The sequence below is a fragment of the Duganella hordei genome, assembly GCF_040369125.1.
GTDB classification, from domain to species: domain Bacteria; phylum Pseudomonadota; class Gammaproteobacteria; order Burkholderiales; family Burkholderiaceae_D; genus Rugamonas; species Rugamonas hordei.
Genome location: NZ_BPWI01000005.1, coordinates 425,048 through 440,835, shown reverse-complemented (window position 1 = coordinate 440,835; position 15,788 = coordinate 425,048). Strand labels below are relative to the sequence as shown.

Below are 15,788 nucleotides of genomic sequence, written 5' to 3'. Positions count from 1 at the left end.
GCGCACACTTGGCTAACTTAATTTTGCTGCGGCGCGGGATGGAGCGAATACGGGAATGCGCCAGATTTGAACCCATCATAGGCAAGGCATGTGTAAATGCTCATTGACCGCGGTCAAGATTCGCCAGATGGCCGCAACGCCGTCCGTCTTGCGGAAAATTGACTGCGGTCATGGTGATTTTTCCGGGCCCGCGCCTACCATCGGCTATCCACAAAAACACAAGAGGAAGCCATGCGTGCCATTGAAATCACCCACCCGGGAGAACCCGAAGTCCTGCAACTGTGCGAGCGCCAGCGCCCGTCGCTGCTGCCGGGGCAGGTGCTGATCAAAGTCCACGCGGCCGGCATCAACCGGCCCGACCTGCTGCAGCGCGCCGGCAAATATCCGGTGCCGCCCGGCGCCTCCGATTTGCCGGGCCTGGAAGTGGCGGGCGAGATCGTCGCCGGCCATGTCGGCGACAGCGGCTTTCACATCGGCGACATGGTCTGCGCGCTGGTCCAGGGCGGCGGCTACGCGCAGTACTGCCCGGCGCAGATCGAGCTGTGCCTGCCGATCCCCAGGGGTTTGTCCCTGCTGGAGGCGGCGTCGCTGCCGGAGACCTTCTTCACCGTGTGGAGCAATGTGTTCGACCGCGCCGCGCTGGCGCCGGCCGAAACGCTGCTGGTGCAAGGCGGCACCTCGGGCATCGGCGTGACGGCGATCCAGCTGGCCAAGGCCATGGGCCACCGCGTGTTCGCCACCGCCGGCTCGGATGAAAAATGCCGCGCCTGCGTCGAGCTGGGCGCCGACCGGGCGATCAATTACCGGACCGAGGATTTCGTCGAAGTGGTCAAGGCGGCCACCGGCGGCAGGGGCGCCGACGTGATCCTGGACATGGTGGGCGGCTCCTACGTGCCGCGCGAGATCAACTGCCTGGCCGACGACGGGCGGCTGGTGTTCATCGCGCTGCTGGGCGGGTCGCGCGCCGAGGTTCCGCTCGGGCAGATCCTGCTGCGGCGATTGAGCGTGACCGGTTCCACGCTGCGTCCGCGCCCGGTGGAGTTCAAGGCCGCCATCGCCCGCCAGCTGCGCGCGCGAGCGTGGCCGCTGATCGAGGACGGCTTGATCAAGCCGGTGATCTACCGCACCTACCCGTTGGAGCAGGCCGCCGAAGCACACGCGCTGATGGAAACCAGCGCACACATCGGCAAGGTGATGCTGCAGGTGATCAAGGAGTAACCTCCACGATCATTTGCCGGCCTCCTCTCACCTTGCTCACCTTGGGATATGGCGTATTGCCTTCGAACTGGGGATCGTCTTCGTCCATGCTGCCCCGCTTCAGCGCGGCCGCCGTTGAAGGACTGGCCACCACCGCCGCTCCCGTCAGGCGTTGCAGTTCGGCGATGCCGCCGGCGTGATCCCAGTGATCATGCGAGCTCAGTATCAGTTTGACATCTCGCAGCCGGAAGCCCAGCTTGCGGATGCCGGCGGCGATCAGCGGCGCCGAATCGGGAAACCCGCCGTCGATCAGGATATGGCCCTGCGGCGACGTCACCAGCACGGAGCTGAGGCCGGCCATGCCGACGTAATAGCTGTTGCCGTAGATCTGAAATGGGTCGACCGGTTTGTTCCAGTCGTCGAAAGTGTCCGACACCAACAATCTGCTGAGCGGGCGCCGCCGCGCGCAAACGGGTGCTGGCGGCCAAGACCAGCAGCACGCCCGAGCAGATCAAACAGGCCATCATCGAAATGGACGACGTGACGCAGCAGAACACGCAGACGCCTAGTCCTCCGCGTGCGCCGTCAGCCTGAGCGGCGGCGGCGTCAGGCGCTTGATGTTGGCCTGGATCGACGCCAGCACGGCAGGGTCCAGGCCTTCGCCCTGATGCTCGGCGACGTGCGCCAGCAGCTTGTGGCGCATCAGCGGCGCCCAGAAGCGCTGCAGATGGTTGGCGATCTCGGTGCTGGCCTCCTCCTTGTCCGGATAGGACGCGAAGAAGGAGCCGATCTGGTTGGCCATGGTGACCAGGTGATGTATGTTCATAGTCGTCTCTCCTCATGCCGGCTGGGCCGTCGCGGCATCCTTGAGCGCCATCTGCTCTTCGTGGAAGCGCGCAAATTCCTGCTGCCAGTCGGACTGCTGCTGCACCGGCATCACCTGCACCGCCGTGACCTTGTATTCCGGGCAGTTGGTGGCCCAGTCCGAATTCTCGGTGGTGATCACGTTGGCGCCCGATTCCGGGAAGTGGAAGGTGGTGTAGACCACGCCCGGCTGCATGCGCTCCGTCACCAGCGCGCGCAGCACGGTCTCGCCGGCGCGGCTCTGGATGCCAACCCACTGGTCGTCCTTGATGCCCCGTTCCTCGGCGTCGTGCGGATGGATCTCCAGCCGGTCCTCGGCATGCCACTTGACGTTCTCGGTGCGGCGCGTTTGCGCGCCGACGTTGTACTGCGACAGGATGCGGCCGGTGGTCAGGATCAGCGGATACATGCGCGTGACCTTCTCGTCGGTCGGCACGTACTGCGTGATGATGAAGCGCCCCTTGCCGCGCACGAAATGGTCGATGTGCATGGTCGGCGTGCCTTCCGGCGCGGCGTCGTTGCACGGCCACTGGATGCTGCCCAGCTTTTCCAGCTTGGCGTAGCTGACGCCGCTGAAGGTCGGCGTCAGGCGCGCGATTTCGTCCATGATCTCCGACGGGTGCTTGTAGTTCATCGGATAGCCCAGGCGGTTCGACAGCTGCACCGTCACTTCCCAGTCGGCGTAGCCAGCCTTCGGCGCCATCACCTTGCGCACGCGCGAGATGCGGCGCTCGGCGTTGGTGAAGGTGCCGTCCTTTTCCAGGAACGAGGAACCCGGCAGCAGCACGTGAGCGTACTTGGCGGTCTCGTTGAGGAAGATGTCCTGCACCACGATGCACTCCATCGCCTCCATCGCCGAGATCACGTGCTGGGTGTTCGGGTCCGACTGCACGATGTCCTCGCCCTGGCAATACAGGCCCTTGAAGCTGCCGTCCAGCGCCGCTTCGAACATGTTCGGGATGCGCAGGCCGGGTTCGGCCTGCAGCTCGACGCCCCATGCGGCCTCGAACTGCATGCGCACGGTGGTGTCGGAGACGTGGCGGTAGCCCGGCAGCTCGTGCGGGAAGGAGCCGATGTCGCACGAACCCTGCACGTTGTTCTGGCCGCGCAGCGGATTGACGCCGACGCCTTCGCGGCCGACGTTACCGGTGGCCATGGCCAGGTTGGCGATGCCCATCACGGTGGTCGAACCTTGCGCATGCTCGGTCACGCCCAGGCCGTAGAAGATGGCGCCGTTGCCGCCGGTGGCGAACAGCCGAGCGGCGCCGCGCACCTGCTCGGCCGGCACGCCGGTCACCGATTCCATCGCTTCCGGCGAATTCGATTCCTGCGCCACGAAGTCGCGCCACTGGTTGAACGCGCGGTCTTCGCAGCGCTCGGCGATGAACTGCTCGGCCAGCAGGCCCTCGGTGACGATCACGTGGGCCAGCGAGCTGACCATCGCGACGTTGGTGCCGGGACGCAGCTGCAGGTGGTATTGCGAGCGGATGTGCGGCGACTTGACCAGGTCGATGCGGCGCGGATCGATGACGATCAGCTTCGCGCCCTGGCGGATGCGGCGCTTCATGCGCGAGGCGAACACCGGGTGGCCGTCGGTCGGATTGGCGCCGATCACCATGATGACGTCGGACTTGGCCACCGAGGCGAAGGTCTGCGTGCCGGCCGATTCGCCCAGCGTCTGTTTCAGGCCGTAGCCGGTCGGCGAGTGGCACACGCGGGCGCAGGTGTCGACGTTGTTGTTGCCGAACGCCGCGCGCACCAGCTTCTGTACCAGGTAGCCTTCCTCGTTGGTGCAGCGCGAGGAAACGATGCCGCCGATCGAATCCTGGCCATACTTGGCCTGGATGCGCTTGAATTCGGACGCCGCGTAGTCGAGCGCCTCGTCCCACGACACTTCCTTCCACGGGTCGGTGATCTTCGAACGTATCATCGGTTTCAGGATGCGGTCCTTGTGGGTCGCATAGCCCCAGGCGAAGCGGCCCTTGACGCAGGCGTGGCCTTCGTTGGCCTTGCCGTTTTTGGTCGGCACCATGCGCACCACCTCGCTGCCCTTCATCTCGGCATCGAGCGAGCAACCGACGCCGCAATAGGCGCAAGTGGTGGTGACCTTGTGTTCGGCCTGGCCCATCCAGATCACCGATTTTTCCTGCAGGGTGGCGGTCGGGCAGGCCTCGACGCAGGCGCCGCAGGAAACGCATTCCGATTCCATGAACGATTCGTTCTGACCTGCCGAGACGCGCGACTCGAAGCCGCGGCCGGAAATAGTCAGCGCGAACGTGCCCTGGGTTTCCTCGCAGGCGCGCACGCAGCGGTTGCAGACGATGCACTTGGACGAGTCGAAGGTGAAGTAGGGATTCGATTCATCCTTCTTCAGCTTCAGGTGGTTGGCGCCTTCGTAACCGTAGCGCACTTCGCGCAGGCCGGTCACGCCGGCCATGTCCTGCAGTTCGCAATTGCCGTTGGCCGGGCAGGTCAGGCAGTCCAGCGGGTGGTCTGAGATGTACAGCTCCATCACGCCCTTGCGCAGTTCCTGCAGCTTGGACGTCTGCGTGCGCACCACCATGCCCTCCTCCACCGGCGTGGTGCAGGAGGCCGGATAGCCGCGACGGCCCTCGATCTCGACCAGGCACAGACGGCAGGAGCCGAACGGCTCCAGGCTGTCGGTGGCGCACAGCTTGGGGATGTTGGTGCCGCTTTCGGCGGCCGCGCGCATCACCGAGGTGCCGGCGGCGACCGTCACGCGCTCACCATCGATGGTCAGCGTGACGAACTCCATGTTCGGGTTCAGCGGCGGCGGGGTGCCCAGGTCGCGGGCGATGATGGTTTCGATCATTCTAATTCTCCTAGGCGGCGCGCTGGTCGTCAGCGACCTGGCCGAAATCTTGCGGGAAGTGGTTCAGGGCCGACAGCACGGGGTACGGCGTCATGCCGCCCATCGCGCACAGCGAGCCATGCAGCATGGTGTCGCACAGTTCGCGCAGCAGGATGACCTGGCGCGGACGTTCGCCGTCGACGTTGGCGGTGATCTTGTCGATCACTTCGACGCCGCGGGTGGAGCCGATGCGGCACGGCGTGCATTTGCCGCACGATTCGACCGCGCAGAATTCCATCGCATAGCGCGCCAGCTTGCTCATGTCGGCGCTGTCGTCGTGCACCACGATGCCGCCGTGGCCCAGCACCGCCCACAGCGAGGCAAACGCCTCGTAGTCGAGCGGCGTGTCCCACTGCGATTCGGGCAGGTACGCGCCCAGCGGCCCACCGACCTGCACCGCCTTGATCGGCCGGCCGGAGGCGCTGCCGCCGCCGTATTCGTACAGTATGTCGCGCAGGGTGACGCCGAAGGCCAGTTCGATCAGACCGCCCTGCTTGATGTTACCGGCCAGCTGCACCGGCAAGGTGCCGCGCGAGCGGCCCATGCCGTAGTTCTGGTAATAGGCCGCGCCCTTGTCGAGGATCAGCGGCACGGCCGCCAGCGACAGCACGTTGTTGATCACGGTCGGCAGGCCGAACAGGCCGGACAGCGCTGGCAGCGGCGGCTTGGCGCGCACCACGCCGCGCTTGCCCTCGATGGATTCGAGCAGCGCGGTTTCCTCGCCGCAGATGTAGGCGCCGGCGCCCTTGCGCACTTCCAGGTCGAAGCCGCGCCCCGAGCCGAGGATGTTCGCGCCCAGGAAGCCGGCCTTGACGGCGCTGGCGATGGCGCGGTTCAGGTTGGCGATCGCGTGCGGGTATTCGCTGCGCACGTAGATGTAGCCTTTGTTGGCGCCCACCGCCAGGCCGGCGATGGTCATGCCTTCGATCAGCATGAAGGGATCGCCTTCCATCACGATGCGGTCGGCGAAGGTGCCGGAGTCGCCTTCGTCGGCGTTGCAGACGATGTACTTCTGGCTGCCGGCCGCTTTCAGCACGGTGTTCCACTTGATCCCGGTCGGGAAGGCGGCGCCGCCGCGGCCGCGCAGGCCGGACGCGGTCACGGCGGCGACGATGGCGGACGGCTCCATCGCCAGCGCGTTGCGCAAGCCTTTGTAGCCGTCATGCGCTTCGTAGTCGGCCAGCGACAGCGGATCGGTGACGCCGGCGCGGGCGAAGGTCAGGCGGCTTTGCTTGGCCAGGTAGGGAATCTGTTCGACCAGGCCCAGTGCCAGCGGATGGCTGCTTTGACCGAGATGGAAGCCGGCGTCGAACAGCGCGACGACATCGGCCGCGTCGACCGGGCCGTAGCCGATGCGGCCGGCCACCGTGTCGACTTCCACCAGCGGCTCCAGCCACAGCAGGCCGCGCGTGCCGTTGCGCACGATGTCGAGCTCGACGCCGCGCCGCGCCGCTTCGGCGGCGATGGCGGCCGCCACGTCGTCGGCGCCCAGCGCCAGCGCGGTCGAGTCGCCTGGAATGTAGATGCGGATGCTCATGCTGCCTCCTTGACCTTGGCCAGCAGTGCATCGAAGCGGGCCGGCGTGACGCGCGCGTGCAGGGCTTCGTTGATCATCAGCGACGGCGCGGTGGCGCACTGCCCCAGGCAGTAGACCGGCTCCAGCGCGAATTGGCCGTCATGGCTGTGCGCGTGCAGCTTGCAGCCCAGCGCCTGCTCGGCATGGGCCAGCAGCGCGTCGCCGCCCATGCTCTGGCACGCCTCGGCGCGGCAGATCTGCACCACCTGCCGCGCCGGCGGCGAAGTGCGGAAATAATGGTAGAAGGTGATCACGCCATGCACTTCGGCGCGCGACAGGTTGAACGCCGACGCGATGTCGACCACCCTGTCGGGCGGGATATAGCCGATCGCATCCTGGATCGCGTGCAAGACCGGCAGCAGCTGGTCTTGCGCGCCGCTGCTGGCCGCGAGGATGGCGTTTGCCTGGGCGACCTCGTCGGCCTGGGGTGTACGCTGCTGCATGGTGCTCTCCGTTCTTTTTAATGTTTGCCGTCCGCCGATATATGTTCTGCATAACATATATCTCGGTTAATATTCATGCATGACGCTAGGCTAGCACTGTAAAAACAACGGCGCAATATGAAGGATTTTGCATAATGTTCAAAGTCGAGATACAGCCGGACTGGATCCTGCGGCAGCCCGATGGCCGCACGGTGGCGCTGCCGGTGCTGCTTAATTTACTGGCGTCGGTGCGCAACCTGGGCAGCATCAGCCAGGCCGCGACGGCATGCGGCATTTCCTACCGCCATGCGTGGGGGCTGCTGCGCGAATTCAACGAACAATTCGGCGCCGAACTGGTGGTCAAGTCGCGCGGGCAAGGCACGGTGCTGTCGCCGCTGGCGGACAAGCTGATCTGGGCCGACAAACGCATCAGCGCGCGCCTGACGCCCCTGCTGGACAGCCTGGCGTCGGAACTGCAGCAGGAGCTGGCCAGCCTGCTGGCCGAGCGTCCGCCGACATTGCGCCTGACCGCCTCGCACGGCTTTGCGGTGGCGGCGCTGGTCAAGCAGCTGGAGCAGCAAGGGGTGATGGTCGACCTGCAATATCGCAGCAGCACCGAGGCGGTGGCGGCGCTGGCGCGCGGCGAATGCGACCTGGCCGGCTTCCACCTGCCGGTCGGCGAGCTGGAGACGGCGGCGGCGGCCAAGTATCTGCCTTGGCTCGATCCCGGGCGCCACATGCTGATCCACCTGGCCTATCGCATGCAGGGCATCTTCGCCGCGCGGGGCAATCCCAAGGATATCCGCGCGCTGGACGATCTGGCCCGTCCCGACATCCGCTTCGTCAATCGCCAGCGCGGCTCCGGCACCCGGCTGCTGCTGGAACTGCTGCTGGCCGGCAAGGGGATCACGCCGGAAGCCATCCACGGTTTCGACAGCGCCGAGTTCACGCACGCCGCCGTGGCCGCCTACGTCGCCAGCAACATGGCCGACGCCAGCTTCGGCGTGGAAACCGCCGCGCGCCGCTTCGACCTCGATTTCGTGCCGGTGATACGGGAGCGCTACTTCTTCGCCTGCGCGCGCGAGGCGCCGGCCGAACCGCTGATGGCGGCCGCGCTGGCGGTGATGGAAAGCGCGGAGTTCAAGAGCACGCTGGCCGGACTGCCCGGCTATGACGGCGCGCTGAGCGGCCAGCGGCTGGAGTTGCAGTCATTGTTCTGAGAGCAACGAATCCGCGATAAACCAAAAAAAAGCCGCTGCGCCTTGCGGCGAGCGGCGAACGGCCTGGGGAGGCCGGGAGAACTACACAGTTCAAATCCGCGTCGAGTACAGCGCGTGATGTGTCAGGATGAACAGCGTGCGACGGTCCGGACCGCCGAAGATCAGCTGCAGCGGACGCGCAGGCACGTCGATCCGCCCGCTCTGCTTGCCGTCCGCGCCATAGATGAAGACCTGGCCGTTGGCCACGTACACCTTGCCGTCCGGCCCCACCGCCACGCTTTCGCCGCCGCGATCGGCAACTTGCTTGAGGTCGGTGATCGCGCCGCCCTCGCCCACCAGGCCGCTGAACGTGAGGTTGCGCGAGCTGTTGGCGAACACCACGCGCTGGCCAGGCTGCGCGTAGACGAAGCCGTGGGTGTCGAGCGTGTCCGACCAGCGGTAACCGAGGTGGTCGAGCGAACCATGGCGGGTGACCCGGAACGCCGGCAGCACCAGGCTGCCGTCGGGCGACACGTATTCGCGCGTCTTCGCCACCGCCGCGTCACGGGCGAACATTTCGGCCAGCGTGGTGAACTCGTAGGTGTCGAGGTTCAGCTGGTCCTGGAATTCGCCGTTGGACCAGTAGTTGACCGGCAGCGCGACGCGGGTGTTGGCGTGGACAGCGCGCGGCGTGGGCTTGATGAACGAGACCGGCGCGCCCGGCACGCCAGGCTTGAGCATGTACACGCTGCCCTCCTTGCCGCTGGAGGACAGCACCATCAGGTTGTCGCTGCCGTCCACCGCCAGGTTGACCGGATCGAGCGGGAAGTCGCTCACCGTCTTCAGCCCTTCGCCCCGGGCGTAGCTGAAGATGCGCTGGAAGTGGCGGTCGATGAAGTACAGCCTGCCCTTCGAATCCACGGCGGCGCCGGCGATCGAGTAGAAGCCGTCTTCCAGCTTGTCCACTTTGGCCGCCGACGGCGCGGCGGGCGCGGTGCCCGGCTTGCCGCTGTAGTCGAGCACCGCGAACATGCGTTCGCGAACTTCGAGCCGGTTGGTCACGTCCGTGATCGCGTTTTCGTACGGGTACTTGGAGGCGCGCACGTCGGCGATGCAGCCCTGCTCGTCGCAGGTGGGGAAGCCGCTCTCGCCGTTGACGGCGAGGTTGCGGAAACGGATGTCGCTCGAATTGGTCAGCTTGACGGCGGTCGGCGCCGGCTTCATCGAACGGGTCACGCGGTAGGCGTGGTAGTTGGCCAGCAGGATGTGCTTCGAGTTGCGGATGTCGAGCGACACCGAGTCGGCGCCGTCGCGCACCTCTTCCTCGGTCTGCGGTGCGTAGAAGGACCAGTTCTCGACGCCGTCCAGCACTATCTCATTGCGGACGTGGTGTTCGGCCGAGAGCTCGTACACGCGGCCCGGCGTCTTGGTGTTGGTCACATGGAAAGCGGCCTGCGCATGGCCGGCCGGCGACCAGACGCCGGTGAAGGTGCCGCCACCGCCGTCCGTCACCCAGATGCTCGGGTACTGGCGATCCCACCAGGTCGAGGTGTCGAACCGGTCGTTCTTCTTGTACGGATCGGCCGGCGAGCCATAGCCCCACTGGATGCGGATGTCGTCCACCAGCGAGTGCTCGCCGGCGCGCCACAGCAGCGCCACCGCGCGTGGATTGACTTCGCCGGTCGCCAGGCCAAGCCCGGTCACGACGGCGTCGCCGCCGCGCGCGCTCTCGAGCAGCGCCTTGGGCGTGTCGGCGCCCTGGTACAGCGGCGAACCGTTCGGCAGCACCAGCCGGGTCAGCCCCGGATGCAGGGCGATCAGCACCGTGTCCGGCTTCAGGCGGATGGTGTCGTTGACCGCGTATAAGCCCAGCGGCAGGTAGACCACGCGGCGGCTGTCGATCGCCTTCTGGATCGCGGCCGTGTCGTCGGTGACGCTGTCGCCCTTGGCGCCGAAGCTGCGCACGCTGGCCCAGTCGCCGGTCGGCGGCAGCGCGCGCAGCACCCGGGCGGTGTCGCCGTTCGTCGCGCTGCCGGCTGGCAGCGCCGCCGTGCGGTAGTTGGTGTCGAACTGGCCGGGTTCGCCCAGGCCCGGCAGCTTCAGGCCGTGGTTGAATTCGGCGACCTGGTAGTCGCGCCCCTTCCCTTCGAGCTGCTTGCCGCTGTCGCGGAAACGCGCGAAGACCGGCACATTGCGCGCGCTGACCCGCTCGAAGCCGACCTGGGTATAGACATTGTTCTCGTTGCTGATGACGAGGGCCGCCTTGGACACGTTCTCGAAGCGCACGTCATGGCCCCACAGCCAGTCGCCGTAGCCGCGGTCGATCTCGATGCCGACCGGCGTGTTGCGGATCTCGGTGTTGGCCAGCGTCAGCCCGGCTTCGTGTTCGCGGATGGCGGCGTCGCGCTGGCCGTCGAAGGTCGAGTCCAGCAAGGTGAACTGCCAGGCCGGCGAGGTCTTCTCGGCCAGGATGCCGTAGCGGCCGCCGAAGAAGCGCAGGTTGTAGGCGATATTGCCGACCTGGTAGACGCCGGCCAGGCCCGAGCCCATGTGGAAGTCGATGTGCGACAGGTTCGAGTGCTGGGCCGTGTGCATGCGCACGCCGCTGGCGGCGGGATTGCCGTCGCCGACCTCGAAGTCGACGTTCGACAGCACCGAATAGAAGGTCGAGGAGTTGGCGTCGCGCACGGCCTTCCCCGGCTCCGTGCTGAACGGCACCGCGCTCGGCACCGGCATCGCCACCGCGCCGATATTGTAGGTGTCGGTGCCGGTGAAGATCACCATGTTGGCCACGCCCTTCTGGAAGCCCGGCGTGTTCGCGCCCAGCACCAGCACCGGCCGGGTCTTGCCGACGCCGTAGACGCGCACCGCGATCGGAATCAGGATGCTGCGGCTGACGCGGTAGCGGCCCGGCGGCAGGAACACCACGCCGCCCGCGCCCTTGTTGGCCGCGCTGTCGATCGCCTGCTGCAGGGCGTCGCTGTCGTCGGCGACGCCGTCGCCCTTGGCGTGCACCACCACGGCGCGCGGGTCGTCCGGCATGCTCTGGTAGGCGGAAATGGAAGCCGGCGCGGCCGCAGCGTGGGCAGCATGGGCAGCCAGCATCAGCGCCGATACTAGGATGGATCGGTGTGTCAAATGAGTCTCCTTGATTGTTCTAAACGAACAGTGACAACAGCAGGACGAAAACGATGCCGAAGCTGCCGACCAGCGTTTCCATCATCGTCCATGAGCGGAAGGTGTCCTTCAACGACAGGCCGAAATATTCCTTGAACATCCAGAAGGCGGAATCGTTCACGTGGCTGAACATCAGGCTGCCGGCGCCGACGGCCAGCACCATCAGGTTGGGATTGACGCCCGACGATTCCACCAGCGGCCCGACCACGCCGGCAGCGGTCACGCCGGCGACGGTGGCCGAACCGAGGCAGACGCGGATCAGCGTCGCCACCGCCCAGCCCAGCAGCAGCGGCGGCACCGGCAGGCTGGCCAGCTGGGCGCCGAGCTGGGCGCTGACGCCGGACTCGGTCATCACCTGCTTCAGGCCGCCCGCGCCGGCGATGATCAGCAGGATGGGCGCGATCTCGCGCAGCGCTTCCTGGGCCGAGCCCATCACCTGCGGCAGCGTCTGGCCACGGCCGAGACCGAGCGTGTAGATGGCCACCGCGTACGACGCCAGCATCACCACCGTGGGGTTGGAGAAGAACGCCAGCGGCTGGGTCAGTTCGGGACGCAGCAAGGTGGTCAGGGTCAGCGCCCCCAGCAACGCCACCGGCAGCAGCGCCGTGAAGAAGCTGGCGAAGGTGCCCGGCAGTTCGTGATCGGGCTTCGGTTCGGCGTTGAAAATCGCCGCCGGCTGGGCACGGATGTTCTTCAGCGTCATGGCGAAGACCGGGCCGGCGATGATCAGCGTCGGAATCGCCACCAGCAAGCCGTACAGCAGCGTCTTGCCCATGTCCGCGTGCACCGCCGCCACCAGCGCGGTGGGCGACGGGTGCGGCGGCAGGAAGCCGTGGGCGATCGACAGGCCGGCCAGCAAGGGCATGCCGAGCGCCACCGCCGGCCGGCCCGACTGGAACACCAGCGAGAAGATCAGCGGGACCATCAGCACGAAGCCGACGTTGTAGTACAGCGGCATGCCGACCACGAAGCCGGTGACGGTCATGGCGACCGGCATCCGGTGCGGGCCCAGCGTGTCGATCAGGCTGACGGCGATGCGCCGGGCGGCGCCGCTGTCGGCAATCAGCTTGCCGAACACGGCGCCCAGGCAGATGACCACCACCAGCGAACCGAGCAAATCGCCGATGCCCTTCTCGATGGCGCCGGGGATCTTCGCCAGCGGCATGCCCAGCATCAGGGCGGCGACCATGGCTGCCACCACGAACGCCAGGAGCGGTTGAACCTTGCCCCAGGCGATCATGATGGTCAGCAGGCCGACCGCCAGCAGTACGGAAAATAAACTCCACACGGCTGGCGCCCCCTTAGAAGTTCATGCGGACACCGACGCGGTAGGTACGGCCGACCGAGTCATAGACCGCAGGATTGAGGCCGAGGCTCAGATTGGTCTGCGGCACCATCACCGGCGCGCGGTCCGCCAGGTTGTCGACCTTGAAGTAGCCCGTCACCTGTTTCGAGAAGCTGTAGTTGCCGCCAAGGTCGACATAGACCGCGCCCGGCATGTGGTTGTCGAAGATGGTCGGATGCGCCGCGGTCGGCAGCGGGCAATTGGTCCGGCACTCGATGTATTCATTGTTGAATACGCCGGCGCCTATCCAGCGTTCGCTCAGGGTCAGGCCCAGCTTGCCGGCCATCAGCCCATCCCACGACTGCGACACCAGCCCCTTCCACTTCGGCGTGGGGCCGGTCATCGCGCCCGCGCCTTCGATCGGCGTCGTGCCCGGCACGCCAGGATCGGAGATCGAGTGGATCATCCGCGACGCCAGGCCGCGCAGCGTGACGGTGCCGGGCAGGCCGAAGTCGCCCATGTTCTTGCGGTAAGCCATCTCGAAGTCGACGCCGCGCGTATGCAGCGACGCGAAGTTGAAGCTCTGCGCCAGCACATAGTTGGTGCCCGCCGGCCCGTTGATCGAGACCGCCGAGCAGACCGCCTGGTTGCCGCCGTAGCACAGGTCGACCTCCTGCTGCGGATTCAGCGAGCTGATCACGTTCTGCACCTTGATGTCGTAGTAGTCGACCGAGAAGTTGAAGTTGCGCGCCCAGCTCGGCTGGCTCAGCACCAGGCCGAAGGAATTGTTGCGCGCGTCTTCGGTCTTGAGCGCCGGGTTGCCGACGTTGCGCTGCTGGATCTGGACCGACGAACCCTGGCTGTTGTTGACCGCCTGGTTGGTGACCGTCATCGCGGCGTACAGCTCCGACAGGTTGGGCGCGCGCACGTCCTTCGAGCTGACCGCGCGCAGGCGCAGGCCGTCGACCGGGGTCTGCCAGGTGGCGCCCAGCTTCCAGGCGCGGGCCTTGCCGGCCGTGCTGTATTTCTCCTCGCGGTCGGCGATGTTCAGGTTGGCCTCGCCCAGGGTGGCCGACTTCAGGAACGGGATGTTGAATTCGACATAGGCTTCCTTGACGTTGAACGCGCCCTTGCCGTTGTGGTAGTTGCCCGCGAACCAGTTGTCGCCGGTGACGGACAAGGTCGGATCGGCCGGATAGCTGGGGCTGTAAGGCGACTCGACCGCCACGCCGGCGCCGTAAGGGTCGCCGAACACCGAGTAGTCCTCGCGGCGCCATTCGGCGCCGAACGCCACCGAGATCGGGCCGGCCCAACCCTGTGCCAGCTCGCCATTGATGTTAGCGCTAACAACATTTTGCGTCGAATCCGTGTGCTGCATTGGGCCGTTGACCGGTGCGATGTAATTCCATCCCGCCATGTTGATCGGGACATTGCCGAAGATGTTGATCGGCTGGCAGCCGGCGGCGCGGGCGGTGGCGCTGCGGCAGACGATCTGGCCGGTGGCCGGGTCCTTGACCGCGTCGATGGCGAAGTTGTAGCGCGGATTGAGCGTGATGTCCTTCACCTGGATCACGGTCTTGTTCTCGCCGTGCTCGGCATACGCATCGTACGACCATTCCTTGCCGAACATCGTAAACTTGCCGTCGGCGCCGACGACCACGCGGCGCTGGGTGCGCGTCGGATGCACGTTGATGTTGGACGGGAACTCGGCGTTCGCGGTGCCGACCGACATGGCGCCGGTGGGGTAGCCGGAAGCGCAACCGGCGGCGACCGAAGCCGGCAGGTAGGCGTTGTCGCAGCGGATGGACAGGTTGCCCTGCTTGGCCGCGCCCGGATTCGGCGAGAACACGGAGGTGACCTGCGCCCAGTTGCCGGTGACGTAGATTTCATTGTCCGCATCGAGGTCCCACGACACGCGGCTGTAAGCGACTTCGCGCTTGAAGTTCATCGCCAGGTTGGTGCCGGCGCCGACGCTGCCGTCACGGTCGCCGCCGATGCAGAAGTTGCCGACGCAATCGGTGCCGTACTGGAACGCGTAGGGCGTGCCGCCGGGGCCGAACGCCGTGCCTTTCAACGGGCCGTTGGTGATCAGGCCGTATTTGGCGTACTGGATGTGCTGGGCGTTGATGATGCTCTTGAAGCGCGGCGCGCCGGCGGCCTGCATATCCTTGGTCGATTCCTGCAGGGCGGGATTGTTGTACCAGTCGCGGCCGCCCGCGCCCACCTGGCCGAAGCCTGGCGAATCGATGCCATTTTGCTTGGTGAATTCGCCGCTGACGGTCACGTGCAGGCGGTCGTCCATGAAGCCCTTGCCCCAGGCGGCCTGCAGCGTGCCGCTCTTGTCGTCGTGGTACTGGGTCTCGCCGCCGGCCACGTTGGCCTTGAAGCCGTTGAATTTCTTGTCGGTGATGAAGTTGACCACGCCGCCGATCGCATCCGAACCGTAGGACGCCGAGGCGCCGCCGGTGACCACGTCGACGCGCTTGACCAGCAGTTGCGGGAATTGGCTGACGTCGGTCACGCCGGTGACGTTGGCGCCGACCACGCGCTGGCCGTCCAGCAGGGTCAGGGTGCGCAGCGTGCCCAGGCCGCGCAGGCTCAGCGAGCTCAGGCCCTGGATGCCGCTGGAGGTGCTGAAGGTGTTCGTGGTGCGGCCGGTGCTGCCCTGCAGCGCCGGCAGTTCGATCAGCGATTCGAAAATATTCGGTTTGGCCGCCTTGTCGAGGTCGGCGGACGACAGGCTCGTGGTGGGCGTCGGCTGCGAGAAGCCGCGCGCGGCGATGCGCGAACCGGACACGACGACGGTTTTCACCTCCTCGGGTTCCGGCGCGGCCGGGGTGGCGCCTGCTGGTTTAACCGCGTCGGCCGGTACTTGCTGGGCGTGGCCGGGCATCGACAGGATGCCGCAGGCGCTAGCCACTGCAAGGTTGATCATGGTGCGCTGAAATGGTGTTTTCATGGTTATCTCCTCTTATTTTAATGAGCGGCTTCGTCCTGTGTGAGCCGGTGCGACTGTGCTTCGGAACTGCTTTTTTTTGTGTGAATTCCCTCCGTGACAATGTTAGCGTTACCAAATCATCTCACCGAATTGCATTTTTAAGGTTGCCGTTTAGCCACAGGTGGCTATTTTGATCGAGAATTACGGTGCTGTCGCTCTGCTAGCGCTAACAGTTTTAATTGAGATAGTCACCGACAT

General features: G+C 66.1%; 10 protein-coding genes. 2 read left to right on the top strand and 8 right to left on the bottom strand.

The genetic code is table 11. The features are described 5' to 3' along the window. Nucleotides 1-231 precede the first annotated feature (231 nt). Nucleotides 232-1,218, top strand: coding sequence for an NAD(P)H-quinone oxidoreductase (locus tag ABWW33_RS15125; RefSeq protein WP_176653989.1), 987 nt, complete (start codon nucleotides 232-234; stop codon nucleotides 1,216-1,218). Here ABWW33_RS15125 and ABWW33_RS15120 read toward each other — a convergent pair. The 5 genes from ABWW33_RS15120 to ABWW33_RS15100 form a co-directional block, all read right to left on the bottom strand. Then, entirely contained in the window at nucleotides 1,208-1,633 is a 426-nt protein-coding gene (locus ABWW33_RS15120) for an MBL fold metallo-hydrolase (protein ID WP_353402548.1), read from the bottom strand. The genes ABWW33_RS15125 and ABWW33_RS15120 overlap by 11 nt on opposite strands. A 129-nt stretch (nucleotides 1,634-1,762) precedes the next feature. Beyond that, nucleotides 1,763-2,023: a formate dehydrogenase subunit delta gene (locus tag ABWW33_RS15115; RefSeq protein WP_353402547.1), complete on the bottom strand. Its 261-nt coding sequence runs from the start codon at nucleotides 2,021-2,023 to the stop codon at nucleotides 1,763-1,765. A gap of 12 nt (nucleotides 2,024-2,035) precedes the next feature. Then, complete coding sequence (fdhF, locus tag ABWW33_RS15110) at nucleotides 2,036-4,837, bottom strand: formate dehydrogenase subunit alpha (protein WP_353402648.1); 2,802 nt, start codon at nucleotides 4,835-4,837, stop codon at nucleotides 2,036-2,038. A gap of 67 nt (nucleotides 4,838-4,904) precedes the next feature. Beyond that, on the bottom strand, nucleotides 4,905-6,470 hold the full coding sequence (locus ABWW33_RS15105) for a formate dehydrogenase beta subunit (RefSeq protein WP_353402545.1): 1,566 nt from the start codon (nucleotides 6,468-6,470) through the stop codon (nucleotides 4,905-4,907). Continuing rightward, complete coding sequence (locus ABWW33_RS15100; protein WP_176653984.1) at nucleotides 6,467-6,952, bottom strand: formate dehydrogenase subunit gamma; 486 nt, start codon at nucleotides 6,950-6,952, stop codon at nucleotides 6,467-6,469. The genes ABWW33_RS15105 and ABWW33_RS15100 overlap by 4 nt, the downstream gene beginning before the upstream one ends. 134 nt (nucleotides 6,953-7,086) lie before the next feature. On the opposite strand from ABWW33_RS15100, the gene ABWW33_RS15095 reads away from it, so the two are divergent. Further along, the gene (locus ABWW33_RS15095) at nucleotides 7,087-8,151 is read left to right on the top strand and encodes a substrate-binding domain-containing protein (RefSeq protein ID WP_176653983.1); all 1,065 of its coding nucleotides are present in this window, start codon (nucleotides 7,087-7,089) and stop codon (nucleotides 8,149-8,151) included. Between the two features lie 90 nt (nucleotides 8,152-8,241). Here the strand turns inward: ABWW33_RS15095 and ABWW33_RS15090 are convergent, their stop codons facing one another. Genes ABWW33_RS15090 through ABWW33_RS15080 form a run of 3 tightly spaced genes read right to left on the bottom strand, consistent with a single transcriptional unit; the run spans nucleotide 8,242 to nucleotide 15,551 of the window. Next, nucleotides 8,242-11,268 (bottom strand): glycosyl hydrolase family 28-related protein, encoded by a 3,027-nt coding sequence (locus tag ABWW33_RS15090; protein WP_353402543.1) that lies wholly within the window; start codon nucleotides 11,266-11,268, stop codon nucleotides 8,242-8,244. A gap of 19 nt (nucleotides 11,269-11,287) precedes the next feature. After that, on the bottom strand, nucleotides 11,288-12,595 hold the full coding sequence (locus ABWW33_RS15085; RefSeq protein ID WP_176653982.1) for a GntT/GntP/DsdX family permease: 1,308 nt from the start codon (nucleotides 12,593-12,595) through the stop codon (nucleotides 11,288-11,290). A 13-nt stretch (nucleotides 12,596-12,608) separates the two neighbouring features. Beyond that, nucleotides 12,609-15,551, bottom strand: a complete 2,943-nt coding sequence (locus ABWW33_RS15080) for a TonB-dependent receptor domain-containing protein (protein WP_353402541.1) — start codon at nucleotides 15,549-15,551, stop codon at nucleotides 12,609-12,611. Nucleotides 15,552-15,788 lie beyond the last annotated feature (237 nt).